The sequence below is a fragment of the Shewanella denitrificans OS217 genome (assembly GCF_000013765.1).
Lineage (GTDB): Bacteria > Pseudomonadota > Gammaproteobacteria > Enterobacterales > Shewanellaceae > Shewanella > Shewanella denitrificans.
In genome coordinates this window covers 4,195,197-4,221,833 of the sequence record NC_007954.1, presented here as the reverse complement: position 1 = coordinate 4,221,833, position 26,637 = coordinate 4,195,197, and the positions used below count along the sequence as shown (strand labels likewise).

Annotated in this window: 23 protein-coding genes; 8 read left to right on the top strand and 15 right to left on the bottom strand. The window is 47.2% G+C overall.

The window, feature by feature from the left end; all coding sequences use genetic code 11:
* Positions 1 to 115: 115 nt before the first annotated feature.
* Entirely contained in the window at positions 116 to 694 is a 579-nt protein-coding gene (nfuA, locus tag SDEN_RS18340) for a Fe-S biogenesis protein NfuA (RefSeq protein ID WP_011497943.1), read from the top strand.
* A 94-nt stretch (positions 695 to 788) separates the two neighbouring features.
* On the opposite strand, the gene SDEN_RS18335 is transcribed toward nfuA, so the two are convergent.
* Positions 789 to 2,099, bottom strand: a complete 1,311-nt coding sequence (locus SDEN_RS18335) for an MATE family efflux transporter (protein WP_011497942.1) — start codon at positions 2,097 to 2,099, stop codon at positions 789 to 791.
* An 863-nt stretch (positions 2,100 to 2,962) separates the two neighbouring features.
* Between SDEN_RS18335 and SDEN_RS18330 the strand changes: the two genes are divergently transcribed.
* The gene (locus SDEN_RS18330) at positions 2,963 to 4,705 is read left to right on the top strand and encodes a KAP family P-loop NTPase fold protein (RefSeq protein ID WP_011497941.1); all 1,743 of its coding nucleotides are present in this window, start codon (positions 2,963 to 2,965) and stop codon (positions 4,703 to 4,705) included.
* Positions 4,706 to 4,892: 187 nt separating this feature from the next.
* Here SDEN_RS18330 and SDEN_RS18325 read toward each other — a convergent pair whose 3' ends face one another.
* Genes SDEN_RS18325 through SDEN_RS18305 form a run of 5 tightly spaced genes read right to left on the bottom strand, consistent with a single transcriptional unit; the run spans position 4,893 to position 8,859 of the window.
* A complete protein-coding gene (locus tag SDEN_RS18325; RefSeq protein ID WP_011497940.1) occupies positions 4,893 to 5,546 on the bottom strand; it encodes an SCO family protein in 654 nt (217 codons plus the stop codon).
* Positions 5,547 to 5,550: 4 nt separating this feature from the next.
* The gene (cyoE, locus tag SDEN_RS18320) at positions 5,551 to 6,456 is read right to left on the bottom strand and encodes a heme o synthase (RefSeq protein ID WP_011497939.1); all 906 of its coding nucleotides are present in this window, start codon (positions 6,454 to 6,456) and stop codon (positions 5,551 to 5,553) included.
* 13 nt (positions 6,457 to 6,469) lie between these two features.
* Positions 6,470 to 7,450, bottom strand: coding sequence for a COX15/CtaA family protein (locus tag SDEN_RS18315; RefSeq protein WP_011497938.1), 981 nt, complete (start codon positions 7,448 to 7,450; stop codon positions 6,470 to 6,472).
* Positions 7,450 to 8,040: a hypothetical protein gene (locus tag SDEN_RS18310; protein ID WP_011497937.1), complete on the bottom strand. Its 591-nt coding sequence runs from the start codon at positions 8,038 to 8,040 to the stop codon at positions 7,450 to 7,452. Before SDEN_RS18310 ends, SDEN_RS18315 begins: the two co-directional genes overlap by 1 nt.
* 27 nt (positions 8,041 to 8,067) lie before the next feature.
* Positions 8,068 to 8,859, bottom strand: coding sequence for an SURF1 family protein (locus SDEN_RS18305; protein ID WP_011497936.1), 792 nt, complete (start codon positions 8,857 to 8,859; stop codon positions 8,068 to 8,070).
* Here SDEN_RS18305 and SDEN_RS18300 point away from each other — a divergent pair.
* The gene (locus SDEN_RS18300; RefSeq protein ID WP_041405894.1) at positions 8,843 to 9,061 is read left to right on the top strand and encodes a DUF2909 domain-containing protein; all 219 of its coding nucleotides are present in this window, start codon (positions 8,843 to 8,845) and stop codon (positions 9,059 to 9,061) included. The two genes, SDEN_RS18305 and SDEN_RS18300, sit on opposite strands and share 17 nt — an antisense overlap.
* 19 nt (positions 9,062 to 9,080) lie before the next feature.
* On the opposite strand, the gene SDEN_RS18295 is transcribed toward SDEN_RS18300, so the two are convergent.
* From SDEN_RS18295 to lexA, 6 genes are all read right to left on the bottom strand, one after another.
* Positions 9,081 to 9,956 carry a cytochrome c oxidase subunit 3 gene (locus SDEN_RS18295; protein WP_011497935.1) on the bottom strand — a complete coding sequence of 292 codons (876 nt, stop codon included), beginning with the start codon at positions 9,954 to 9,956 and terminating at the stop codon, positions 9,081 to 9,083.
* Positions 9,953 to 10,516: a cytochrome c oxidase assembly protein gene (locus tag SDEN_RS18290; protein ID WP_011497934.1), complete on the bottom strand. Its 564-nt coding sequence runs from the start codon at positions 10,514 to 10,516 to the stop codon at positions 9,953 to 9,955. Before SDEN_RS18290 ends, SDEN_RS18295 begins: the two co-directional genes overlap by 4 nt.
* Position 10,517: 1 nt before the next feature.
* Positions 10,518 to 12,125 (bottom strand): cytochrome c oxidase subunit I, encoded by a 1,608-nt coding sequence (ctaD, locus tag SDEN_RS18285; RefSeq protein ID WP_011497933.1) that lies wholly within the window; start codon positions 12,123 to 12,125, stop codon positions 10,518 to 10,520.
* 9 nt (positions 12,126 to 12,134) lie between these two features.
* Entirely contained in the window at positions 12,135 to 13,670 is a 1,536-nt protein-coding gene (gene coxB, locus SDEN_RS18280; protein WP_011497932.1) for a cytochrome c oxidase subunit II, read from the bottom strand.
* Positions 13,671 to 14,061: 391 nt separating this feature from the next.
* Positions 14,062 to 14,568 carry a cell division inhibitor SulA gene (locus SDEN_RS18275; protein WP_011497931.1) on the bottom strand — a complete coding sequence of 169 codons (507 nt, stop codon included), beginning with the start codon at positions 14,566 to 14,568 and terminating at the stop codon, positions 14,062 to 14,064.
* Positions 14,565 to 15,182, bottom strand: a complete 618-nt coding sequence (gene lexA / locus SDEN_RS18270) for a transcriptional repressor LexA (RefSeq protein WP_011497930.1) — start codon at positions 15,180 to 15,182, stop codon at positions 14,565 to 14,567. Before lexA ends, SDEN_RS18275 begins: the two co-directional genes overlap by 4 nt.
* Positions 15,183 to 15,485: 303 nt before the next feature.
* Here lexA and plsB point away from each other — a divergent pair, with 303 nt between their 5' ends.
* The 5 genes from plsB (at position 15,486) to SDEN_RS18245 (ending at position 21,195) form a co-directional block, all read left to right on the top strand.
* Positions 15,486 to 17,909: a glycerol-3-phosphate 1-O-acyltransferase PlsB gene (gene plsB, locus SDEN_RS18265; protein WP_011497929.1), complete on the top strand. Its 2,424-nt coding sequence runs from the start codon at positions 15,486 to 15,488 to the stop codon at positions 17,907 to 17,909.
* Positions 17,909 to 19,162, top strand: coding sequence for a tryptophan permease (mtr, locus tag SDEN_RS18260; RefSeq protein ID WP_011497928.1), 1,254 nt, complete (start codon positions 17,909 to 17,911; stop codon positions 19,160 to 19,162). Before plsB ends, mtr begins: the two co-directional genes overlap by 1 nt.
* Before the next feature lie 105 nt (positions 19,163 to 19,267).
* Positions 19,268 to 20,050, top strand: a complete 783-nt coding sequence (locus tag SDEN_RS18255; protein WP_011497927.1) for a VOC family protein — start codon at positions 19,268 to 19,270, stop codon at positions 20,048 to 20,050.
* A 221-nt stretch (positions 20,051 to 20,271) separates the two neighbouring features.
* Complete coding sequence (locus SDEN_RS18250; RefSeq protein ID WP_011497926.1) at positions 20,272 to 20,868, top strand: glutathione S-transferase family protein; 597 nt, start codon at positions 20,272 to 20,274, stop codon at positions 20,866 to 20,868.
* Positions 20,869 to 20,922: 54 nt separating this feature from the next.
* Positions 20,923 to 21,195 carry a hypothetical protein gene (locus SDEN_RS18245; protein WP_011497925.1) on the top strand — a complete coding sequence of 91 codons (273 nt, stop codon included), beginning with the start codon at positions 20,923 to 20,925 and terminating at the stop codon, positions 21,193 to 21,195.
* Between the two features lie 97 nt (positions 21,196 to 21,292).
* Here the strand turns inward: SDEN_RS18245 and SDEN_RS18240 are convergent, their stop codons facing one another.
* The 3 genes from SDEN_RS18240 to SDEN_RS18230 form a co-directional block, all read right to left on the bottom strand.
* Positions 21,293 to 24,421 carry an efflux RND transporter permease subunit gene (locus tag SDEN_RS18240; protein WP_011497924.1) on the bottom strand — a complete coding sequence of 1,043 codons (3,129 nt, stop codon included), beginning with the start codon at positions 24,419 to 24,421 and terminating at the stop codon, positions 21,293 to 21,295.
* 11 nt (positions 24,422 to 24,432) lie between these two features.
* On the bottom strand, positions 24,433 to 25,815 hold the full coding sequence (locus SDEN_RS18235; protein WP_011497923.1) for an efflux RND transporter periplasmic adaptor subunit: 1,383 nt from the start codon (positions 25,813 to 25,815) through the stop codon (positions 24,433 to 24,435).
* A gap of 111 nt (positions 25,816 to 25,926) precedes the next feature.
* Positions 25,927 to 26,352 (bottom strand): CopL family metal-binding regulatory protein, encoded by a 426-nt coding sequence (locus SDEN_RS18230; RefSeq protein ID WP_041405893.1) that lies wholly within the window; start codon positions 26,350 to 26,352, stop codon positions 25,927 to 25,929.
* Positions 26,353 to 26,637 lie beyond the last annotated feature (285 nt).

Here is a 26,637-nt window from a genome sequence, read left to right as displayed (position 1 = left end):
TAACCCAATATATTACGAATGAGAGGGTTTGGGGCTACAAAGCCCAAGCAAGTCAGAGTATCATAGGCGGTATCTTACTAAATTACTCAGGTATCCCCTGACGGAGCAGCTTGTTATGATTAGCATTTCCGATTCGGCTCAGGCCCATTTTGTAAAACTATTGGCTGATCAGCCTGCTGGAACACACATTCGCGTGTTTGTTATCAGCCCAGGTACCAGTCAGGCCGAGTGTGGCGTATCTTATTGTCCTCCGGATGCAGTTGAAAGCGATGATGTCGAGCTAGAGTTTAATGGCTTTAATGCCATGGTTGACGCGAAAAGTGTGGCTTACTTGGAAGACGCCAGCATTGATTTTGTCACAGATCAGCTAGGCTCTCAGCTGACCCTTAAAGCGCCGAACGCAAAAATGCGTAAAGTGTCTGGCGACGCACCTTTGGTTGAGCGCATCGAATACGTTATCCAATCTGAAATCAACCCACAGCTTGCCAGCCACGGCGGTAACATCATGCTGGTGGAAGTGACTGACGATGGCGTGGCTGTATTGCAGTTTGGCGGCGGCTGTAACGGTTGCTCGCAAGTGGATATCACCCTTAAAGATGGTATCGAAAAGCAGTTGCTGGACTTATTCACCGGTGAACTCACAGGGGTTCGCGACGTGACAGATCACCAGCCCGGCGCGCACTCTTATACTTAAGCGCTTGGTATAGACTAGTGTTGTAAACATAAGCTCCCTCATTTGAGTGGAGCTTTTTTTATGCCTATTCGGTAGTAAATGTTAACCCTGAGACTTAAAAATCTTTGCTGAACCGATAATCTAGCCCCAGCAACAAGCTGCGAGCCAGCATAAAGGCGCTAAACGCCAGCCACAAGCCATGATTGCCTAAGCTTTGTGTGATGAACCACAGCGGAAAAAACACCCCGAAGCTTGCGAGTATCATGCTGTTACGCATCACTTTCCCCTTTGCCGCACCAATATAAACTCCATCGAACAGATAACAAGCAAAAGACAATAAAGGCAGCGCAATAAGCCAAGGCAAGTATTGCTCGGCAGTGGTTTTCACTTGGCTGATATCTGTGAGTAAGCTAATAATATGGCCGCCGAACAACCAAAAAATGATGCTAAACGCTAATCCAATGGCCAGCGACCAGTAAAAGGCCAGGCTCACTCCTTGTTTGAGCTTAAGTTTATCTTTTTCACCATAGGCTTTACCCACTTCAGCCTCGGCATAATAGGCGATACCATCGAGGGCGTAGGAAATTAGCATTAATAGATTCATCAGTACGGCATTGGCAGCCAATATGATGTCGCCCTGGCTGGCACCGTAAAAAGTCACAAAACTAAAGCAGGCTTGCAGGCATAAGCTGCGAATGAAAATATCCCGATTCAGGGTTAACAATGGTGTTAAACCACTCAGATTTAAGCCTTGCCACAGCTTGGCTGGGGTGAAGTCTGGCTCCTTGAGTAACTGTCGATAAACTAAGCTGCAGGCAAGAGTGAAGGCGGCAATATCGGCAATCGCGCTAGCCCAAGCCGCGCCTTCCACTTGCCAGCCAAGGCCGACCACAAAAATGATATCCAGTATGATATTAACAGCGTTGGCTATGATGAGTTGCCACATGGCGGCCATGGGGGAGCGTCTTCCCAGTAGCCAACCTAACAGTACTAAATTCAGCAGGGCAAAGGGAATGGAGTAAATACGAATGGCAATATATTGCTGACAGTAGTGGCTGACCTCGGCACTGGCTTGGCTTAATTCGAGTGCCAATTCAGTTAACGGCGCTTGAATGAGCATGGCCCCAATGCCCAGCAATAGCGCCAGTATCCCACCTTGCATCAACAACCGATATTGGCTGTTAATATCGTTCGCCCCAACAGCTTGGGCCACAAGTCCTGTGGTAGACATGCGCAAAAATCCCAATAACCACACCATCAGGCTGATAATGGTGCCGCCAAGGGCGACACCCCCTAAGAAATAGGCGTTAGAGAGATGACCGATTACCGCGGTATCCACCAAACCCAGCAAGGGCGTGCTGATATTGGATAAAATCATTGGCAGCGCAAGGGCTAACAGCTGCTTGTGGCGACTGAGATCTAACATCGGGTGTAAGCCATAGGGAATAAACTAAAATCAGCAAAATGAGCGATAGCGCACACTAGCAAGTATGCCGCCCAGGCTCAAGCCTGTGGCTCAGGTTTATGCTTAGACGTCTTAACTGCTTGCTAACGTTAATATTCAAAAACTCATTTTTGGACAGAAACTGCGTTAAAAAGACCAAAATAACTTAACTCCAGTATTGTCAGTACAGGCTTGCCATGGCATTCACTCGAAGACACGCGTGCTCTTGATTTAAATCAAAAGCATCCCTGTAGCTTGCTTCGACGTCCCCTTTCCTAAACGAGGAGCTGACGGTCGTCTCGGAAACACTCATGATTCACCTTCTTAGCATTTGTGCATCTGTTAGCTTTAAAAGATTACAAACCTAGTTTTAGCTATCTGCAAGCCTCCTCTGTAACCAGCTCAAACTCATTTTTGGACAGAAATGCGTCAGAATTTAATCATGAAGCACAAACAGAAACATGCTGGATTTTTATCTAAATGGTAGCTCTGATGCTAATGAGATGGTGTTGGACTAAATGGCTCGAGTCCATCTCTTGAATGAGGCAGCAGGGATGCTGCACTCGAGCCCATAGGGACCTTTTTATCAGTAAGAATACGGCGTCACTCGGGACGTTTGCCCAATGGCTGAGAGCCTTGATTGAGTTTATTAAGACATACATCGAGGTTAAACAAGTTGGCTCTAGAGAATAACTCATTGATATTATTTTAGAAAAACAACATTGAATTTTGATGTGAATAAAGCCACTCTTGCCACAAATATCCATATAAAACCCTTTGCTTATCAAGAACGAATGGTCGTAAACTCCAAAGTGTCAGGTAATAAATAACTATCAGAGAATTAAATGGTTAAGCAAATTGAGTTGGATTGGTCTGAAGGAATAGAAATCGAAAAGGCTTTTTTTCCTGAAGATAAATTAGGACGTGTTAGATACGCGACATTCCTGACAAAGCTTCTTGCATCTCAGGGGTTTGATAAAGCAAGAGCTGAAGGTGATCAAAAGCGCAACTATGTGCTTAATCTAAATGCTGAATGGGGAGCAGGTAAAACATACTTTCTTAAACGTTGGTCTGAAGATATCAAAGAATATTACCCCGTTGTTTATGTTGATGCGTGGAAGAAAGACTACTCTGATGACCCCTTAATGACAGTGATTGCTTCCATTATCGAGCAATTGAGAAAGCAAGCTGGGAAAGACAAAGATTCTCCTGAGTTTAAAGTTCCTCGTAAGCTTATAGGCCTGTTGAAAGCTGCTGCACCTGGCATAGCTCGTGGATTATTCAAGCGATATGTCGGTATTGACCCTGTAGAAGTTATGAATGCCGATAATGACAATATCGGTAGTATCAAGGGGGAGGATGGGGAAAATTTGACAGACGTAAACGGCAAGCCTATTGATATGGGCTTTGCAGCTTCTGAAGCAGTTAAGTATTTAATCGATGAGCATGATGCTAAAAGTGCAGCTATAGAAAACCTGAAAACAAGTGTATTCGAATGGGTATCGGCAGTTGTAGGCAAAGAACTGCCAGCTTTCATTTTCATTGATGAACTTGATCGCTGTAGGCCTAGTTATGCTGTTGAAATGCTCGAAACAATTAAACATATATTTGATATTAAGGGCGTTGTTTTTGTGGTTGCGACTGACACTGAACAATTACAGCATGCAGTAAAGGCCATTTATGGCGAGGGATTTGATGCCAAGATTTATCTTAGTCGCTTTTTTAATAGCCGTTATAGCCTTAAAGCTCCAGATTTAGAGAACTTCTTAGAAGTGCACAGCGATGCTAGCAAGCTTTCTGGTGATTATTTGAGAGACTTAAACATTGAAGTTTTACCTTTCAATGAAGATGCAAAAACAACGCTCCGAAATATTTCAGTCGTTCTCGATGCCTTTAAGGTTTCAGCTCGAACAGCTATCCAAATCGCAGATAGAATAGTCGCAACAATCTCAAATATGCCTAGAGGTTCAAAGATTGATATTTTGATGTTGACAACTTTGCTGTGTATCAAAGAGAAAGATCATAATCTCTTTGATGAGATAGTAAGTGGCAAGTTTGAGAGAATTATACAGAGTGGGGATAGCCAAAAGACTATCTATTTGAGTGACTTTCTCGAAACTTATATCCCAGAAAGCTCTCACATGCGGCATATTGAAATGCACTTCGACCCACAAGAATATGCCTCTTATTTTAAGACTTCCCCTTACTCTAGCCCTGTAGTTAACCAGTATACGTCTGGCAGTTATCGATTATATTTAATTGAATATTTAAAAGAAATTTTATCTTCTCACTTTGGTTCATCTGGGAAATCCCGCTCGATAATCTATAATCTAGGAGGACGCCGTAAAAGTCCGGATCAAGAACAAACACCTTTAGAGAAAATCGGTAAGGCTCTAACTGAAGAGTACAAAAAACATCAAAATGACACAGATGCTCAAACGTTAGGAGTACCTGCACTTCTGTGGGTTAAATTTTTATATATCAAGAATAAATTCGAGTCTATCGATATGGATGAATATAAGGATTTTGTCGAATTAGCGTCCCCATTAGACTGGATGGGTAAAGATGAATTACCAGAAATAGACTGATTCATTCATTTGTAAACCATATTTATTCTGATGTGGGTGAGGCGCTACGAAGTGAGTGGTGCTTCAGCATTCCAAACCCACAATGCGGCAAAACCTGTCTGAACTTAATCATCATGCCCATGCAGAAATATGCAGATCTTAATTCTCAATACCTGCCCCAATGCTAATAAAAATCCGTTGGCTTAATTTATGCTTCGCTGTTTGAATAGCGGTTAAAAATTTGCTCCAAATCGGCCAGTAATTCCTTGTGATCAATTTGGCCCATCTGCCCCAGCACAGGCTTAGGTTTGAATACCGCAAACTTCTCCCCTTTAGGTGACACTAAGACATAGGATGCACTGTGATCTACTTGGTAATCATCGCCATCACCGACCATGGCATAGGCAAATCCTAAATCCCGACTAAAGGGAAACAGTTTAGCGTGTGGGGCAGTGACGGCTTTAAATTCAGAGTTGAAAAAATTAATGTAATCTAAGCGTTTCTGCTGGGTATCCCGGGCGGGATCTGCCGAGACAAATACCACTTGAACTGGCACCTTGCTGACGGCTTGAAGCTTAGGGAACAGGGCCGCAAGCTTAGACAGGGTAGTGGGGCAGACGTCGGGGCAGGAGGTGTAGCCCACGAACACTAGGCTCCATTTACCGGCAAAATCTGCTTGGGTAAATTCAGCCCCTGACTGATCTTCGAGGCTAAAGGGCGCTAAGCCCCTAGGCTGCTCGAAAAGGTAGCCGCTGCTTAAGGTCAATGGGCTTGTGTTCACCGCCTTGGATGGCGATAGCGCCACTAAGGCTGCGCCGCCAATACCGAAGAGTAAAATGAATGAAATAATCAGTTTTTTCAATTGATTAACCCCATAAGTAATGATCGACCAATAAGACGACAAATAACAGCATTAAATGATAGATGGAGAACTTAAATACCTTCATCGCAAGCCCTGGCTCATCTTGGTATTTAAGCTGCCACGCCTTATAGATAAAGCCGCAACTTAAGATGCTCGAGCCCACTAAATACACAGGGCCTGACATGCCCACAAGCACAGGCAACAAACAGGCGAGTGCTAGCAGGAAAGTGTACAGCAAGATGCAGGTCTTAGTGAATTCCACTCCATGAGTCACAGGTAGCATGGGGATGTCTACTTTGGCGTATTCGGCTTTTCTGTGGATGGCCAGCGCCCAGAAATGGGGCGGCGTCCAAGTGAAAATGATGATCACTAACAATAGCGCATTACCGTGTAATTCATTGGTGACCGCAGTCCAGCCAAGTAGTGGCGGCATGGCGCCCGCAAGACCGCCGATGACGATATTTTGCGGGGTTGCGCGTTTTAAATAGGCGGTATAGACCACGGCATAGCCGATTAAACTGGCAAAGGTGAGCCAAGCTGTTAGTGGGTTCACCCACCAATACAGCAGCACAAAACCCAGTACCCCGAGTGAGAAGGCAAAACTAAAGGCCTTGTTGACCGATAACTTTCCCTTGGGCAGCGGGCGATTATAGGTGCGTGCCATCAAGCCATCGATGCGGCGATCGATAAGATGGTTAAAGGCCGCGGCCGAACCTGCCATCATGGCAATGCCCAGCATGCCAAAGACTAAAGGTTGCAAGGGCACTGCGCCCGGCAGGGCCAAACACATGCCCACTAACACTGTCAGTAGCATCAAAGCGACCACCTTGGGCTTGGTCATTTCGAAGTAATCACGCCAAGATAGCGAGAAACTCATGCTTTGGGCTGGAATGATAAGAGGTTTAGCCATGGTTGCGTCCTCGCTATGCTTTACGCCACAGGGCGTAATTAATAAAAACTAAGTTCAGTAACAGCAGTGCTGCACCGCCGTTGTGAGACACGGCAATACCTAAGGGTAAATGCATCACCACATTCGATATGCCAAGCCCGATTTGCACTAACACTAAAACAACCAGCAAGTAGGCGCTGTTGCGCATCACTTGTGACTGAGCGCTGAATAATTTGAACGCAAGCCAGAGTAAGGTCAGCGCCGTGACTAGCCCCCATATTCTATGGCTGACATGTATGGTCATTCGCGTCGCATAGTCGAGCACCCCATATTCAAAACTTGGGTGTTGCCCCTGAAACGGTGAGAAGGCATCGGCAAAGCGCAGATTATCAAACCAGTTGCCTTCACATAGGGGCAGTTGGGTACAGGCGAGGGCGGCATAGTTAGATGACGTCCAGCCGCCGAGCATGATTTGGACGATTAATACTCCAAGGCCAATTAACGCCAGTGGCAATAGGGCTCTTGCTTTGCTGTCACCACCTGGGATCCTAAAGGCCCCAGTGCGTAAATACAGCAGTAGCAACAAGGCAAACAGGGTAAAGCCACCAATTAAGTGCGACATCACCACTATGGGCATGAGCTTCATGGTGACAGTCCACATCCCAAGGGCTGCTTGAAACAGGATTAATATCGAAATAAAGATAGGTAGCCGCTTAGGGGTATCTTGGCTGCGTAAGCACAAGATTAAAATGCCTAGCACTAATAAGCCTAAAGTGCCGGCTATGTATCTGTGGATCATCTCAAGCCAGGCTTTTTCCGGCTCTACAGTGTGCTCGGGGAAGCTTATCTCCACCTTGCTCAGTTCATGGGCTTCATCAGGCACAGTTAAGTGACCATAACATCCCGGCCAGTCTGGGCAGCCAAGGCCAGCGTCAGAAAGCCGAGTGTATGCGCCCATTAAAATCACCATTAAAGTAAAGACTAAGGTGATCTTGAGTAGGGATTGCAATCTCATTAGCCTACCCTCGACAATTTGAGCATCTTACGCAGATCAGCAAGCATGGCCTTGCCTTGGGAGATATTGGCGTCGCGGCCGCTAATGCCGTCATAGCGCATCACGAGATTACCTAAGGGGTCGACGATGATCATCTGTTGCTCAACCAGCAGGCTTGCTAGTTGAGTGTTGGCAGTCATAGTGCTGTAGTTAAGCTCAAGCTTATCTAAGGCACTCACATCACTGTTGGATTGCACTATGATGATGGGCGCGACACGATTCTTCACTTGCCCCAGGGCAATATGACTCTGCTGTAGGATATAGAGTCTGTCTTGGCATTGACTGCCGCAATGACTGGGGAGTAAATAGAGGATTTGCCAAGAGTGCGGCTTAGGGTTGGCTTGAGTCAGGGATTGATAGCTGATATCGCCAGTTAATAGCTCACCCTGATTGGTGGCGCCGCCTTGGTACAAATTTAGGCTTAAGACTAATTTTGCCAAGGCCACAGGCAGTACAAATACCAAGATAAGCACAAATAACGCTTTAGGACGTTTTTTAGTGACCGTTTTTGTTACCGTTGTCGCAGTTGCGATTGGGGTGTGGGAGTTCATTCCATCTCCTCTGTTCTCATTGAGTTGTTATTGTTGTTTTTTCAATCTTTTATAGACTAACCATAACAGCATTAGCGCAAATACCGAAGCCATAGTGAACCATTGCAAGGCATAGCCAAAATGTTTCTTGGCAGGCATAGGCACAGGTTGCCATGGTTGAGGTAACGCACTGATATCTTTGGCTTGTAACACCACGGGCACTAGCTTAAGTGCCAGCAATTGTTCCAAGGCCGGTAAATTTAAATTCTGAAACCGCAGCGGGTCCCCCGTTTCAGCATAAAGCTCATCACTCATGGGGTTAATTTGTTTTTGGTAGACTCGTCCCGTGAGTTGATAGGCTTCTGAGCGCTGAGGTAACGGCGTTATCTTTGGTAGTATGCGCCTGTCCTTGTTGGCGCCAATAAAGCCGAGTTCAACTAAGATCCAAGCAGGGGTATCATCCCCTTGATGGCCTTCAAGGCCGCTTAATGATCCTTGGCTTATCTCAAACACTTGCATGGCTAAGTAGCCCACTTGACCTTGATAAACTTGGTTATCTAGCAATAAAATTGGTACAGGGACTGGCTGGGCTTGGACACTCAAGTTAAACCCTGTGAGTTCATCTTGAGGAGTTTGCGCCAATAACTGCGCCAAATTTAACGGTGCGGCATTTTGTCTCTGAACTAGGCTCGCTTGCCACAAGGACTTTTGCTCCCCTTTTTGATATTGCCACACGCCAAGCTTGACCAAAAGCAAAAACACACTCACAGTGACACACAGTAAGAATAGATTAGCCCAGCTCACCATTCGAAAAGGAATCTCTGTGAATAGCCTAGTCATATTTAAAATCACCTTAGTGTTACTGCTTGTGTTCATTATTTTTAATCTAGCTAAAGCCTTAATTATTATGGTTAAAGGTGAGCAGACCCAGCCCATGAGCCATTACCTTGGCCGGCGGGTACTGCTCTCAGTGTTGGTGGTGCTGTTATTGCTGGTGGCGTTGGGGCTAGGTATTGTCGAGCCTAACCCCCGTCCATATTAATGCTCAACAGGTGTTAGCCTTAAAGCACGTAAACAAATAAGAATAAGCACAACCACACCACATCAACGAAATGCCAATACCAGCTACCCGCCTGGAAAGCGAAATGCTTATCCGGGCTGAAATGCCCCTTCAATACCCGCACAAACAACACAATCAAAAACACTGTGCCTAAGGTGACGTGCATGCCATGGAATCCGGTCAGTAAGAAGAAGGTGTTACCGTAAATGCCAGAGGCCAATGTCAGCCCCATTTCTTGATAGGCATGGGTGTATTCTTCTACCTGTAGCACCAAGAAGGCGATACCCAGAATAATGGTTAACCCTAACCACAGACCGATAGCACTGCGTTTAGATTTCTCTAAACTCACGTGAGCAAAATGCAGAGTAACTGAGGAGGTCAGCAGTAAGATGGTGTTGATAAGCGGCAGACCATTCCAACCCATGGCTTCTGTTTTAGTGCCATCTGGCGTGGTGACCAGCGGCCAAATCGCTTCGAAGGTCGGCCATAATACTTGGTGAGTCATGGCGTTGTTCGATGCGCCGCCAAGCCAAGGTACAGACAGCATTCTGGCGTAGAAGAGTGCGCCAAAAAATGCCCCGAAGAACATGATCTCTGAGAAAATAAACCAGCTCATGCCTTGTCTGAATGATCTGTCCATCTGCGGTGAATACAGCCCCGACATGGACTCTTCAATGACGGTTCTAAACCAACCGAAAATCATAAAGATAATAATGGCGAGTCCTGCTATCAGCAGATAGCCACCAGGGCCACTAGCTTCACTGGATAATTGTTGTACATAGTTACCTGCACCGAAGGCGATTAAAAACAGCCCTATGGCGCCTATAATCGGCCAAGCACTTTGGGCTGGCACGTAATAGGATTGATGTTTTGTCATTTTGCTGCTCCTTGCTCTATGGTGCTCACCTGTCTATTGGTGATGTCATAGAGAGTGTACGAGAGAGTCAGAGTATTGATGGACTCAGGCAAATCAGGGTCCACGTAAAAAATCAGCGGCAATTCGGCATTGGCTAATGCCCCTAAAGGCTGCTGGTTAAAACAAAAACATTCTGTTTTATTGAAGTATGCCGCCCCTTGTCCCGGTGACACAGAAGGGATAGCTTGCCCTACAGTGTCAACCGTGGAGAGGTTTTTGGCTAAAAAATGCGTACGAACTAACTCGCCAGGATGAACCTTAAGTCGATTCACCTTTGGGGTGAACTCCCAAGCCATACCTGGTTGAATTTGCGCAATAAATTCAATATTTACAGTGCGGTCTTTGTCGATAACCACGGCCTCATAACGGCTGGCTGTGCCTTGGGGCTTACCATTGATCCCCAAGGCATCACACAAGACGTCATATAAGGGCACCAAGGCGAAGCCAAATCCAAACATAGCCACTGAACTCAAGATCAATATGCTTAACAGTTTGCGATTAGACTTGCTTGGCGCGGCCATATCATTTCACCTCAGGTGGTGTGGTGAATGAGTGATAAGGCGCAGGACTTGGAATGGTCCACTCTAAGCCTTCCGCTCCTTCCCATGGCTTGTCTGCTGCTTTTTCGCCGCCCTTGATGCACTTAATTACCACGGCTAAGAAAATAAACTGTGACAAACCAAAGGCGAAACCACCAATAGAGACAATTTGATTGATGTCGGCAAATTGCACCGCGTAATCAGGGATACGTCTTGGCATGCCCGCTAAGCCTAAGAAATGCATAGGGAAGAACAAGACGTTGACCGAAATCACCGAACACCAGAAATGCCAGCGGCCTAAGTTTTCGTCATACATGTGGCCGGTCCATTTAGGCAGCCAGTAATAAGCCGCCGCCATGATAGAGAAAATGGCCCCTGTCACCAGCACGTAATGGAAATGCGCCACCACGAAATAGGTATCGTGATATTGGAAATCCGCTGGTGTGATGGCCAGCATCAAGCCAGAGAAACCGCCAATGGTGAACAGAATAATAAAGGCCACCGCAAACAACATGGGAGTCTCGAAGGTGATCGAGCCACGCCACATGGTGGCCACCCAGTTAAATACCTTAACTCCAGTGGGGACGGCGATTAACATGGTGCAATACATGAAAAACAGCTCGGCAAATACCGGCATACCTGTGGTGAACATGTGGTGTGCCCACACCAAGAATGACAAGATGGCGATACTGGCCGTGGCATACACCATGGACGAGTAACCAAAGAGTTTCTTACGACTAAAGGTCGGTACTATGGCCGAGACGATACCGAAGGAAGGTAAAATCATGATGTAGACTTCGGGGTGACCGAAGAACCAGAAAATATGCTGGAACATCACAGGGTCGCCGCCGCCAGCGGCATCGAAAAAGCTAGTGCCGAAGTATTTATCTGTTAATACCATGGTGACCGCGCCCGCAAGCACTGGCATTACAGCTATCAGTAAGAATGCCGTGATTAACCAAGTCCACACGAATAGTGGCAGTTTCATCCAGGTCATGCCAGGTGCACGTAAGTTGACGATAGTCACAATCACGTTAATCGCACCCATGATTGAGCTTATGCCCATCATGTGCACAGAGAACACAAACAGGGCTGTGGTATCTGGGCTATAGGTGGTGGAAAGTGGCGCGTAGAAGGTCCAACCGAAGTTAGGCCCGCCGCCTTCCATGAATAATGACCCCAACAGCATGGAAAACGCGAAGGGTAAAATCCAGAAACTCCAGTTATTCATCCTAGGCAGTGCCATATCTGGCGCGCCTATCATCATGGGGATCAGCCAGTTGGCCAGCCCGGTAAAGGCTGGCATAACGGCGCCAAACACCATGATGAGTCCGTGCACTGTGGTCATCTGGTTAAAGAAGTTAGGTTCGACTAATTGTAATCCAGGCTGAAATAATTCGGCGCGGATCACCATGGCCATGGCGCCACCGGTTAAAAACATGATGAAACTGAACCAGAGGTACAAGGTTCCTATGTCTTTATGGTTGGTGGTTAACACCCAGCGCATTAAACCGCTCGGGCGTTCATCATGGTGATGATCATCAGTGGCGGCAGTATCTTGTGCCGCAGTATCTTGCGTCATAGTGCTCATAGTTATCTCCTACTGTCCTTGACTGACAACATCAGTTGCCTGTACGACATCACCACTGTTATTACCCCAAGCGTTACGCTCATAGGTCACAATGGCGGCCAGTTGCTGTGGGCTCAGTTGCTTGCCAAAGCCCTGCATTGCCGTACCAGGCTTGCCATTTTTCACTATGTCTATGTGGGCAGAAACATCCCCTTTGATAATGGGACTGCCGATAAGTGATGGGAATGCCCCTGGTATGCCAGCACCCGTAGGTTGATGGCAGGCGGCGCAATAGGTCATATAGACTTGCTCACCTTGTGCCATGTGCTCTTCCAGGCTTTTAGGGCTTAAGTCTGGCGCTGCTTCAACTTCCGCCTCAACAGCAGTCACAACGTCCGCAGGCACTTCTACTTGAGTCTCAATGGCTTCAGTTGGCGCGCTGGCCGCTGAATTTAAGGCATTCACATCAGCAGCTTGTACCGCATCTCCTGAGTCATTACCCCAAGCATTACGCTCATAGGTCACTACGGCGGCAACGTCTTTAGCCGTTAATTGCTTACCAAAGGCTTGCATGGCGGTGCCCGCTTTGCCATTGACAACAATATTGATGTGATCCATCACAGGTCCATTAATAAGCGGACTCTTGATGAGGGAAGGGAAGGCTCCAGGCAGACCAGCGCCATTGGGTTGGTGGCAAGCGGCGCAGTTAGCCATATAGACTTGCTCGCCTCGTGCCATTAATTCCTCAATCGGCAAGGTTTCGCTAAGGGCGGCTTTGGCAATAGCGGCGGCTTCGTCGGCTAAGCGTTTTTGATCCCCAAGCCAAGTATCAAACTCGGCCTCGGTTACGGCTTCAACCACTATGGGCATAAAGCCATGATCTTTACCGCAAAGCTCGGCGCATTGACCACGGAAGGTGCCAGTTTTATCAATTCTGGTCCAAGCCTCGTTGATGAAACCTGGATTGGCATCTTTCTTAACTGCAAAAGCGGGCACCCACCAAGAATGGATAACATCATCGGACGTCATTAAGAAACGCACTTTGCGATTGATGGGCAGGACTAAGGGCTTATCCACCTCTAACAGGTAGTGCTCGCCCTTGGCTTCAGTGCCGTCAATTTGGCCCTTTGGCGTAGCCAAAACGCTATAAAATTCGATATCTTTATCGAAGTAGCTGTAATGCCATTTCCATTGGGAACCCGTGATCTTGATGGTGAGATCGGCATCGCTGGCATCTTCCATGGCAATCAAGGTCGTAGTGGCAGGAATTGCCATCGCGATCAAAATGATAAAGGGAACCACGGTCCAAGCGATTTCGACTTTAGTGCTTTCGTGGAAGTGGGCTGCCACCGCACCTTTGGATTTTCTATGGTAAATCATGGAATAAATCATGATACCAAAGACCACCAGGCCAATGACGCAGCAAATATACAAGATGATCATGTGCAGATCGTAGACTTTGCCACTGATCTCAGTCACACCTTGAGTCATGTTCAACGGCATTTCAGATGCCGCTAAGGGGGGTGCTAGCAGCACCACGATTAAACTATACAACCATTGCTTCACAAGACTTCTCCTCTGCCAATTGCAATAGCAACTACAAAGAAGAGTCACACAGTAAGTCTCAGCTCTATGCAAACTCTTCGGTTCCCAAACAAGCTTGATGACTTCAAAGCACCCTGGTGGTTGTAAAGCCAAAAAATGGCTTAGTGATCTCGTGCGCTACACCTGGTGCCTACGACAGAAATATCAATCTTTAATTGACGTTTCGTACTCGGTTTTTAACTGCCAAATCGAAACGTTTTATTTTTGTAAATGCTTTGTTACCAAACATCTACTGCTTACATTACTTGCAGATTAAATATTGATCAAGATCACTTTTAAATCTAATTCACTGAAAAAAGGTATAAAAAAGCCCCGCGTGATACGCAGGGCTAGTGATGCATGCCATTAAAATTTAATGAAAAGCACTCAGTTGAGTATTGGTTTTTAGTGGCATTTGGGCATTAATCATCATACTTTGCTGTAAGTGAGTGTTCACATCTTCAATGATGACACCCATGGCGCGTGCACTCTTAGCGACGATTTGCAGGCGGCGATTGTCACGCTCATCTAATTGCGTTGTCCAGGTAATCACCGCACTGGATGTACCACTTGTGAGTGCTTTTTCCATCGCCCACAGGGTTTCTACTTCATCTTTGGCGTGAACTAATAGGATGCGGTCCATCCTGACACCCGCTTGAGCGAGTTGTTGTTTATACGCGGTATGAGGGGGATTAATTAATACAATCCACTGGCCTTGTTGGCTTAATATCGCTAACTGGGCACATAATTGGCCTAATTCCGTGGCGCCTTGGGTGCTACTTCTTAAGCTTGCTATGGCCTGTGAGCTGCTGCTAGTTTGGCTGGGTGTGTCTAGCCAAAGTCCAGGGTGGCGAGGGGCGGTACCCATTAATTTTCTCATAACCAAGCTCCGTTACGTATGACGCCAACAGCAAGCCCTTCAATCGTGAGGCTTTGGCAGGTTAAATCGACTTTTATTGGTGCATAATCTTCGTTTTCAGCATGCAAATAAATCACATTACCTTTTTTCTCAAAACGCTTTACCGTGACATCATCTTCAACACGAGCGACCACCACTTGGCCATTTTTGGCCTCTTGCATCTTATGCACCGCCAGCAAATCGCCTTCGAGTATGCCGATATTTTTCATGCTGTCGCCACGGACCCTAAGCAGAAAATTTGCTGCAGGTTTAAACATATGGGGGTCAACTTGAAAATACTGTTCAACATGCTCTTGAGCCAGAATAGGTTCACCTGCAGCCACTTGGCCTATCAAGGGCAAGCCCAATTCAACTTCAGCATCCTCTTGAGTTAAGCGGATCCCTCTGGACGTGCCAGGCATGATTTCGATACAGCCTTTTTTAGCCAAGGCCTTTAGATGTTCTTCGGCAGCATTGGCACTTTTAAAACCAAGACGAGTCGCAATTTCTGCCCGAGTCGGTGGCATACCTGTATCGGCGATATTGCGTTTGATTAGCTCTAAAATCTCAGTTTGGCGTGGCGTTAACGGTCTCATGATGAATCCTGTCTTTTTATACAGTGACTGTCATTATATACAGTATGTTTGACCGCGCAAGGTTTAACCAAGTTTTTTTATCATTTTATTAGCGCTCTGTTTTTTGTTATTGATTTTTAAGGATTATATTATCTTTGGTTTGTTAGGGCGTTTCAGTGCTAAGCGGCTATTTGCAGCCTTTATTCAGATTTATACCGTGTTTTTTTCGCTATTTATGCCCGCTGGAATACTGAGGCTAGTGAAAGCTCAATAGATTCTGTTATTCTATGCGACCACAATCAGCGAGTATGTGTTGCTAAAAACATGTCTAATTACGACTCAATATTTATAAAATCATTACGTTGGATCCAAAAATGGCTGGTGCAGACCATAGTGGTTCCCCATGATCCTTTGACGGATTTGAATCTCGATCCCAGTAAACCAGTCGTCTATGTGATGAAAACTGAGTCCATCAGTGATCTTGCAGCCTTAAGCGGAATAACCGCAAATTTTGGTTTACCTAGCCCTTATGATCCGCTGACGTTAGATAAGGTGTCCATTGCTCGGGTTGTGTGTTTAGAAGGGCGTAAGCCCATGATAGGCCAACGTGAAGGTGGCGAAAAATTCTTAGACAGTTTCACTCAATTACTTGCCCTGCATAAACAAGATAAGCAATTAGATATTCAATTGGTGCCAGTGAGTCTCTACTGGGGCCGCACCCCAGGCAAGGAAGATGACACCATGAAAGCGGCGGTGTTTGAGCGTGAGAACCCCACTTGGCTGCGTAAATTTTTCATGATTTTGTTCTTGGGCCGACACAACTTTGTGCAGTTTTCTAATGCGGTTTCATTACGGCATATGGCCGATGAGCATGGTACGGATAAAAGCATTGCTCATAAGCTAGTGCGAGTGGCGAGGGTGCATTTCCGCCGTCAACGTAAAGTGATGACAGGGCCGCTGCTGCCCAATCGTCAGGCATTATTTAATGCACTATTGAAGTCTGAATCCATTAAGAAAGCCATAGAAGAAGAAGCGACCAATAAGAAAATCTCCATTGAGAAAGCCCGCGAAACCGCCATCGTCTATCTCGATGAAATCGCCGCCGATTACTCAGACAGCCTAGTGAGGATAACCGAACGTTTCCTGACTTGGTTATGGAACAAGCTCTACAGTGGCATCAATATTGAGCGCGCCGAACAAGTGAGGCAGTTGCACCATGATGGCCATGAGATAGTCTATGTGCCTTGTCATCGCAGCCACATGGATTACTTGCTGATTTCTTATATTCTCTATTATCAAGGCATGGTACCGCCGCACATTGCCGCAGGAATTAACCTTAATTTCTGGCCCGCAGGCCCTATGTTCCGTCGTGGTGGCGCTTTCTTCATTCGTCGCAGCTTTAACGGTAATAAGCTTTACACTGCGGTGTTCCGCGAATATTTAGACCAATTATTTGCTAAAGGCTACTCGGTTGAATACTTCACTGAAGGCGGACGTTCACGTACTGGCCGTTTATTAGCGCCTAAGACTGGCATGATTGCCATGACAATGAACAGCGTGCTGCGGGGTATCGAGCGCCCTGTGACCTTAGTTCCCGTTTACTTAGGCTACGATCATGTGATGGAAGTGGCCACTTACCATAAAGAATTAAGTGGCAAAAAGAAGCAGAAAGAATCGCTCTGGCAAGTGTTTGGCGCCATACGTAAATTGGGCAACTTCGGTCAAGGTTATGTGAACTTTGGCGAGCCGATTAATATGCAAAACTTCTTAACAGAGCAAGCCCCCGAATGGCGCGCTGAGTTAGCCAAAGATCCAGAGCAAAAGCCGAGCTGGTTTACTCCAGCGGTGAATGTGCTCGCCAATCGAGTGATGACCAATATCAATGGTGCGGCGGCGGCCAGTTCCGTGACCTTAACCAGTTTGATATTGCTGGCATCGGAGCAAAATGCCCTAGAGCGCACTCAGCTGGAGCGTCAGCTGGATCTCTATTTAAACCTACTTAAAAAAGTGCCTTATACCCCTTTTACCTCGGTCGCACAGGGGGATAGCCAACAAGTTGTCGATCATTGCTTAGGGTTAAATAAGTTTATTTCGACTCGGGATGCCTTAGGGGAAATCATTTCTATCGATCCTAAAATTGCTGTGACCATGAGTTACTATCGCAACAACATTATTCACCTTATGGTGGTGCCTTCGCTTATCGCCAGTTGTTTAGTGCAGTATGAAGTGCGCAGTAGAAGCGAAATCAAGGCAATCGTTAATGATTTCTACCCCCTGCTTAAGGCAGAGCTATTTATGGGGATTGCCGATCTGGATAGCTATATCGATGACATCATAGATTTACTTATCGAAGAGCAACTGGTTGAAGAATCAGCAGGTTTGAGCATAGTGGAGTCGCACATTTCTCAGCTATGGCTGATGGCGCAAACCGTGAGTGAAACCTTGCAGCGTTATGCCATCATCTTCAATCTATTGGCCCATAAGCCCAATGTCGAACGTGCCGATCTCGAAAATGACAGCCACCTGTTGGCCCAGCGTTTAGGTGCATTACACGGCATTACGGCGCCAGAATTTTATGATAAAAAACTCTATAACACCTTGAGCGTTAAGCTTAAAGAGCTAGGTTATCTGTCTGCGGTAGAAAAACAGGTGGACGTGGCGCGCATCAGAGATCATGCCAATGGCCTACTGTGGTCATCGGTAAGACAAACAATTATCGACAGCGTAGCTGCGGAGCATGGACACTAATGGCAAATCACATGAATGCGGCCAAGCATGGTCAGGGCAAGTCTCTATTTGGCGGGGCCATGATTATCGCAGGCACCACAGTGGGGGCGGGAATGTTTTCTTTGCCCGTGGTGGGCGCAGGCATGTGGTTTGGTTATTCAATGCTTATGCTAGTGGCGGTATGGTTCTGCATGCTGATGTCAGGCTTGTTGCTGTTAGAGGCCAACCTGCACTTTGAGCCTGGGGCCAGCTTCGATACCCTGACTCGCCATACCTTAGGGCGTTTCTGGCGCATAGTGAATGGCCTGTCTATCGCTTTCGTGTTGTATATCTTAACTTATGCCTATATCAGCGGTGGTGGCTCTATCGTTAACCACAGCTTAGGGACCTTGGGCTTAAGTTTGCCGCAAAGTGTGGCGGGGTTAGTGTTCGCCTTAGTACTGGCCTTGGTGGTGCTGATAAGTACTCAGGCCGTGGATAGAATTACCAGCATAATGCTGGGGGGAATGGTGTTAAGTTTCTTCCTCGCCATAGGTAATTTACTGCTTGAAATTGATATGCAAAAGCTTATTGAGCCAGACGGTGAGGCTAGCTATCTGCCGTATTTATTTGCGGCAATTCCCTTTGGGCTCGCCAGTTTTGGCTACCACGGTAATGTGCCAAGCTTAGTCAAATATTACGGCAAAGACCCAGGCACAATCGTTAAGGCCATCTGCCTGGGTACTTGCATCGCCTTGGTTATTTATAGCTGCTGGTTAGTGGCGACCATGGGCAATATTCCCCGCAGTATCTTCGCCGATATTATTGCTAAAGGCGGTAATATGGGGGTGCTAGTGGCCGCCTTATCTGAGGTGATTTCTAGTGCTTGGCTCAACAATATGCTGACCTTGTTTGCCAACCTTGCGGTGGCCTCATCCTTTCTTGGGGTGACCTTAGGCTTATTCGATTATCTCGCCGACTTGTTCGATTTTGACGATAGCCGTAAGGGACGGTTAAAGACTGCTGCCGTGACCTTTATTCCTCCTACGGTTTTAGGCTTGCTATTCCCCAATGGCTTCTTGATGGCCATAGGTTTTGCCGCCTTGGCAGCGACCATTTGGGCGGTAATAGTGCCAGCATTACTCGCCTACAAGGTGAGGAAGTTATCCCCAGACTATGACGGTTTTAAAGTGCCAGGTGGCACACCACTTATTATCCTAGTGGTGTTATTTGGTTTCATCACCGCGAGCTGTCATTTACTTGCCATGGCCGATATTTTGCCGGTTTATGGCTAACTTAAGTTAGTTTTTCTTATCAAAAAGTCTTCTTTTGAAGACTTTTTTGCTTTTCTGAACTTTTTTGTCTTAACTGTTTGAAGTTGCATAAATTAAGGCCAGATTATGAAAGTCACACACTATAACCAAGGTGAGCCTTGCTGGGCTGAACTTGCCTGTCATGATTGGCAAGGGGCTAAACGTTTTTACCAAGACTTATTTGATTGGAATGCCTTCGACATGCCCATGCCAGAGGGTAACTATACTATGCTGCAAATCGACAATGATGATGTCGCAGCTTTATATCAAATGCCGGCAGAAATAGCCGAAACTTCCCCTACACACTGGAGCATGTATATTGCCGTCGATGATGTGGATGCCACCATTGAACGAGTAAAAGCCGCCGGTGGTCAACTGCTCTTAGGGCCTCATAATGTTGGCGAGGCCGGCAAGATGGCCGTTTTTGCCGATCCTGAAGGCAGCCGTTTTGCCGTGTGGCAGGCCATTAATCATATTGGCATTAAACGCAGTCAGGAGAGCAATGCCCTGTGCTGGGTCGAGCTTGCCTGCCGTGAGACTGAGCAAGCCAAAGCGTTTTACACCAGCGCCTTAGGCTGGCAATGCAAATTAGCGGACATGCCAGCATTTGAATATAACGAATGGTATGTGGGTGAGCGGGCCATTGGCGGCATGATGGCAATGACAGAAGAGTGGGGGGATATGCCTGCCCATTGGATGCTCTATTTTGCCGTCGAGAATTGCGATGCCATGGTCGAAAAAGCTGTCGCCAGCGGGGGTAAAGTCTGCGTACCGCCGACGGAAATCGACAATGTCGGCCGTTTTTCGGTACTGGCAGATCCTCAAGGTGGGGTCTTCTCTGTGATAAGTCTTAAAGCCGGCACTTATTAGGCCGCACTTATATTTCAACTCCAGCCAGTTATCCTCAAAAAGCACTGTTTCTTCAGTGCTTTTTTGTTTTCTGTCTCGCTCATTTATGATACAAACATGGGCAAATTATGATAGAAGACAATGGCCGTTTCGAAGATCATATTTTAACCGCTTTGATTAATCCAAAAACTACGTAAGTTAACAGTGTTATGCCTGTGTTAATTCCATAAAAGGGAGATGAAATGAAACTCTATGGCGACGCGTTATCAGGGAATTGCTATAAAATACAATTGCTTTTGTCATTGCTGCAGCGGGATTACACTTGGTGTGAAATAGATATACTCAAAGGGGATACTCAAACGCTTGAGTTTCTTAACATGAATCCTAATGGCAAAATCCCTCTGCTGGAATTAGACGACGGACGGTTTTTATCTGAGTCCAATGCCATTTTAGGCTACCTCGCCGAAGGTTCGGTATTCGTGCCACAAGATCCGTATCTTAAGGCCAAAGTCTATGAGTGGATGTTCTTCGAGCAATATAGCCATGAGCCTTGTATCGCCGTGGCAAGATTTATTCAGAAATACTTAGCACTGCCAAAAGCGCGTGAGCAAGAGTATCAGGCTTTGCAAGCTAAGGGGCATAAGGCGCTGGCCATTATGGAACGACAATTAAGCCAATCTGAGTACTTAGTGGGAAATGTCTTTTCCTTAGCCGATATTGCCCTCTACGCTTATACCCATGTGGCTGATGAGGGGGGCTTCGACTTAGCGCAATACCCCAATATCCAAGCTTGGTGCAAACGTATCGAAGGTCAAAGCGGTTACCGTAAAATGGGTTAATTGTGGATGTTAAATATTGCTGTTAGTCATTGTTGAGGGAGAGATGAAGGACAAATGAAGAAATGGATGCTAGCGGCGAGTGCCGCCTTACTGCTTTTGGGGTGTGGGACTAAGCAAAATGCCAACTCAAATTATTATAGCCCACCCGATACCTGTGATGGTGCACCGGGTTGCGCAGTTTCCGCCATTATCGAGGGGGTGATAAAAACGGATGATGCCTCAAGAAAATGCGCCGATTTAAGGGGCGAAAATAAACAAGCCTGTGATCAGCAAGTTTCTGATATTAAAGAATCAATCCGAAAAGCCCAGGCCGAGCGCTCGCGATAGTGGCAAGGAAATAAAAAGCACTGAATGTTCAGTGCTTTTTTTAACCCGTCTTATTCAATAGCGTTGAGCTATTTATCCAGCTTTCTACTGTAACTTCTTACCGCAATTTTCTACCATAAATCAGCAGGTAAATAGCGGGGATAACAAATAACGATAATAACGGCGCTGTGACCATACCGCCCACCATAGGGGCGGCGATTTTTTGCATTACCTCGTTGCCCGTACCGCTGCCCCACATGATAGGTAATAAGCCAAAGAAGATGGTGGCGACCGTCATGGCTTTAGGGCGAATGCGCATCACGGCACCTTCCATTAAGGCTTGGCGTAAATCCTCTCGATTGCGCATCTCACCCCTGTCCGTATGGGCCTTGATGCTGTTGTTTAAGTAGACCTGCATCACCACCCCAAACTCGGCGGCAACCCCGGCTAGGGCTATCATGCCCACAGAAACCGCGACCGAAAGATTAAAGTCCAGCATAAACAATAACCAGGCGCTGCCCACTAAGGCAAAGGGTAGGCTGAGCATGATGACTGACGCCTGCACTAAGGAGTTAAAGGTGAGCATGAGCAAGATGAAGATCACTGCCAGCATCACAGGGATCACCAGCTGCATCTTAGCTTCTACTCGCTGCATATACTCGTATTGACCGGCAAAGCTGTAGCTATAACGAGGCGGTAACTTCACTTGAGCATCCAGTGCGCTGCGCGCCTGCTTGATGTAATCGCCGACAGAAATGTCTTTCAAATCGACGAATACCCAAGAAATGAGGCGGCCATTTTCACTGGCAAGCATGGGTGGACCATTGCTGATGACAAGGCTGGCAAGATTACTTAAAGGTATGTACTTGCCAGTTTTAGTCAGTACCGGCAAGTCTTTAAGCTTCTCTATATTGTCCCTAAGCTCTCTTGGGTAGCGGATGTTTATCGGGTAGCGTTCTTGCCCTTGAATGGATTCACCGACCTTCATGCCGCCAATGGCAATCTGAATGACATCTTGGATATCGGCCAAGGTCATGCCGTAACGGGCTGCCATCTTGAGATCGGGCGTGATATCAATATAACGCCCGCCACTGGTACGCTGGGCAAATGCCGACAAGGTTCCAGGTAGTGTGCTGACTATGGCTTCGATTTGTGTGCCTATGGCTTCAAGCTCGGCCACATTAGCGCCGGAGATCTTAATGCCCACGGGAGTACGAACCCCGGTGGATAACATGTCGATGCGCGTCTTGATGGGTTGCACCCAGGCATTGGTCATTCCTGGAATTTTAACCGTCTGCTGCAGCTCATTGATGATGCCCTCTAGGGTCATGCCGTCACGCCACTCTTCCTTTGGGTGCAGCATTATGGTGGTCTCAAGCATGGTTAGCGGTGCGGGATCTGTGGCTGTGACCGCGCGGCCCACCTTACCAAAGACTCGCTTCACCTCTGGGACTGTCTTTATCAAACGGTCAGTTTGCTGCAAGATTTCGGCGGCCTTGCCCGGGCTCACGCTTGGCAGAGTGGTGGGCATATAGAGTAAGTCACCTTCCTCCAGTGATGGCATAAACTCAGAACCTAGCTGACTCATGGGGAAATACGCACTGCCTAACGCCAATAGGGCGGCCACTAAGGTACTCTTAGGGAAGCGCAGCACTAAGTTGAGGCTAGGTTGATAGAGGGCAATTAGCATACGACTCAAGGGGTTTTTACGTTCATCTGGGATCTTGCCGCGAACGAAATACCCCATTAGCACAGGAATAAGCGTGATGGCAAGGAGCGCCGACGCCGCCATGGCAAATGATTTTGCATAGGCTAAAGGGTGGAACAAGCGGCCTTCCTGTGCTTCTAGTGCAAACACAGGGATAAAGCTTAAAGTAATGATAAGTAAGCTGAAAAAGAGTGCTGGCCCCACTTCAACTGCCGACTCTTTAATTAGCTCCCAGTGGGCCTCACCTTCGGGAGGTTTGCCGTGTTGCTCGCGGTAATGTTCCAAGTGCTTATGGGCATTTTCCACCATGACTATGGCCGCATCCACTACTGCACCTATGGCGATGGCTATGCCGCCAAGACTCATAATGTTGGCGTTCACCCCCATCAACTTCATGCCAATAAAGCTGATTAAAATTGATAACGGCAAGGAGATAAATGCCACTAAGGTAGAGCGGGCGTGAAGTAAGAAGATAAGGCAGACAAAGCCCACCACTAGCATCTCTTCAATCACCTTATTTTTAAGGTTATCCACTGAGTTGAGGATGAGCTGGGAGCGATCGTAAGTGACCACTAACTCTATGCCTTCAGGCAAGCCGTTTGCGACTTGGGCAAGCTTGGCTTTTACATTGTCTATTGTGGTTAAAGCATTGCCGCCGTAGCGCATCACCACTATGCCGCCGACCACTTCGCCCTGACCATCGAGTTCTGCGATACCGCGTCTTGCCGCTGGACCTGTGCGCAGCTGGGCCACATCTTTCATCAGTACAGGGGTGCCTGCCGCAGATAAAATCCCTAAGGGAATTTCGGCAAAGTCTTCAATAGTTTGACGATAACCCGAAGAGGTAATCATGTATTCCGCTTCGGCCATCTCGATGACAGAGCCGCCCACCGAACTATTCGAATCCCGTAAGGCATTTTGTATGGTGGACAAGTCAATTTGGTACAGCGCCAGTTTATGGGGGTCGACCACCACTTGATAGGCTTGTTCCATCCCGCCTATGGTCGCCACTTCCGACACGCCTTCGACGCTTTGCAGCTCAAGTTTTAAGAACCAGTCTTGCAGGGATCTCAGCTGAGCCAGATCATGGGTGCCATTGCGGTCGACCAAGGCATATTGAAATACCCAGCCGACCCCAGAAGCGTCCGGCCCAAGGGAAGGGGTGACGCCAGGTGGCAGCTGACCTTGAGTCTGCGACAGGTATTCTAATACCCGTGAGCGCGCCCAGTAAATGTCAGTGCCATCTTCAAAGATGATGTAGACGAAGGAGTCGCCAAACATGGAGAAGCCGCGCACTGTTTTGGCACCCGGCACAGCCAACATGGCAGTGGATAAGGGGTAAGTGATTTGATCTTCAACCAGTTGCGGCGCTTGTCCTGGGTAGGAGGTCTTGATGATCACTTGCACATCAGACAAGTCTGGCAATGCATCCAAGGGCAGAGTGCGCATGGATTGATAGCCTAACAAGGCGACAACTAAGGTCAGTAATAACACCATGGCGCGCTGATTAATGGCAGCACTGATAATTTTAGCTAACATAACAGGGCTCCTTAGCGGCCGTGACCGGCATGGGGATCAGGCTGTGCATTGCCGCTTAAGCGCTGCAAACTGCCCTGAATACTGGCTTCTGAATCCAGCAAGAATTGCCCAGAAACCACTACGTGGTCTCCTTCCTTCAGGCCTTCGATAATTTCTGCTTGCCCCTGTGCCATCATGCCAACTTTCACTGAAATTGAAGCAAAACCTGTAGACTCGCGCTGCACGACGACGCGATTTTCACGGCCGGTTAAGATCAAGGCTTCGGCTGGGATGGTGATGATGTCATGCTTAGGACCGCCAAACAGAGACACATCCACTAAGGTGCCAGGGCGAAGCAATTGTTTTGGGTTGTTCAGTTTCAATCTGACGCGCATCGCACGAGTCACGGTATCAAGCTCGGGGTAGATGTAATCTATGCTAGTGGGCAAATCAAACAGGCCTTGGGCCGCCGCTGTGACCTCGGCGCTTCGACCCACACCGAGCCAGCTTTGTTCGTTCTCGAATACGTCGGCAATGACCCACACGCTGGAGATATCGACTAATTCAACCAAGGTATTACCCGGTTGTATATACATGCCTTCACGTAAGTCGAGTTGGCTGACAATACCATCCTGAGGTGCATAAAAGGGCATCTTATAAATGGTGTTGCCGCTGGTTTCTAGCTTGGAAATCAAGTGTTCGGCGACCCCTAATAAGGTCAAGCGTTGACGCGCCTTTTCTTTTAAGATGCTGCCGCGCTTTTTGTCTTGCTTAAAATAATCCAGCGCCTGCATATAGTCGTCTTGAGCATTGATAAGCTCTGGGGAATACAACTCATACATGAGTTGGCCCTTTTTCACTTTCTGGCCCACGTTATGCACTTTTACTGTCTCTACCCAGCCCGTGATACGTGTGTGCATATGGCTGATGGCGTCCTGGTTGTATTCCACAGTGCCTATGGTTTTAACAAAGCGGTATAAGCTGCCTTTTTTCACCATTTGCGAGCGCATTCCCAGGGCTTGCTGCATTCCCCCTGAAACGCCCACCAGGATTTCCTGAGCGGCAGCGCCAACTGTGACTTTTTCCAGGTTCATGCCGCAGATAGGGCAAGTTCCGGGGGTATCTGAAATCACATGTGGGTGCATGGGGCAGACATATTTGATTTGTGCAGGCTTAGTGGATAACTCTTCAGCTTTGGCATTAAAAATTGCATCTGCTGTGGTTGTAGCCTTGTTAGTGGCAGGCTGGCTATCGTCCATGAGGCTATGATCGTGCTGACTGTGATCAACCTGAGCTTCAGTGGGCTGGGTGTTAACGGCATCGGGCTCAGCGGCGTTCGATATGACGGCTTGAGCGCTGTGACTGGCTGGTAAAAGCAAGGCACAGCCTATGACTAAAGAGATGATGTGTTTCATATTGACCTCAACTTTCGACCTTCATTAGGGCCGAGAAAGGTAATCTTGCTTATTAGGGCAAACTACCTAAGTGTGATTATTAATAACGAAAATTTGGCTGATGTGTTGTGACTAGGCGATGGGAGGTCTAAAAGCGGTGGCACCATCTTGAGAGCGGAACTGGATTGATGCAAAACGCACCCGAGTGCTGGGCACTTGCTGAGGCACATTGAAAAAAGCACTAAACAGGTTGGCTGTTAACACAATAGAAAGGCAATGGGTGCAATCGCTGTCACATTCATGGGGACCATCACAACAGTCAGGCGCTTGAGCCGGTTGCATCTCATTGGCAAGGCTTGTTGGCACTAGGTTATGACAATCTGACTCCTGGCTATCCTTGCCGTCCAGCTGAGAGACATTATGAGTCATGTTGTGGGAAGCGGGGCTTAGCATCATCTCGTTGGTCACCATGGAAGCGCCATTAGCCAACACACCTTGTCCGAGAAGGGACAAAATGGTGAACACAAGCAAGCAATGGCGTAACAATAGGTGCGTCATGGTTTTCCAGTATCGGAGCCTAAAACAAGCTCTTAAAACAAGAGCCATTAAAAATAGCATGCTAACAAGCAGCGCTTTCTAGGGAAAGATCTTCTGCGTCAAGCAGGCATTGACTCATTAACATAAAACAGCCTAAGAGTATCATGTTCAATAAAAAGTAACAGATGCAGGCATTATTTTCTGTTATTGAAGCTAAATATTAGAACTTGGACCCTAAAAGGCTTGCGCAATAGCTCATTAATGAGACCTAGATTAGGTTGATTATATTGCACTATTACCTATAAC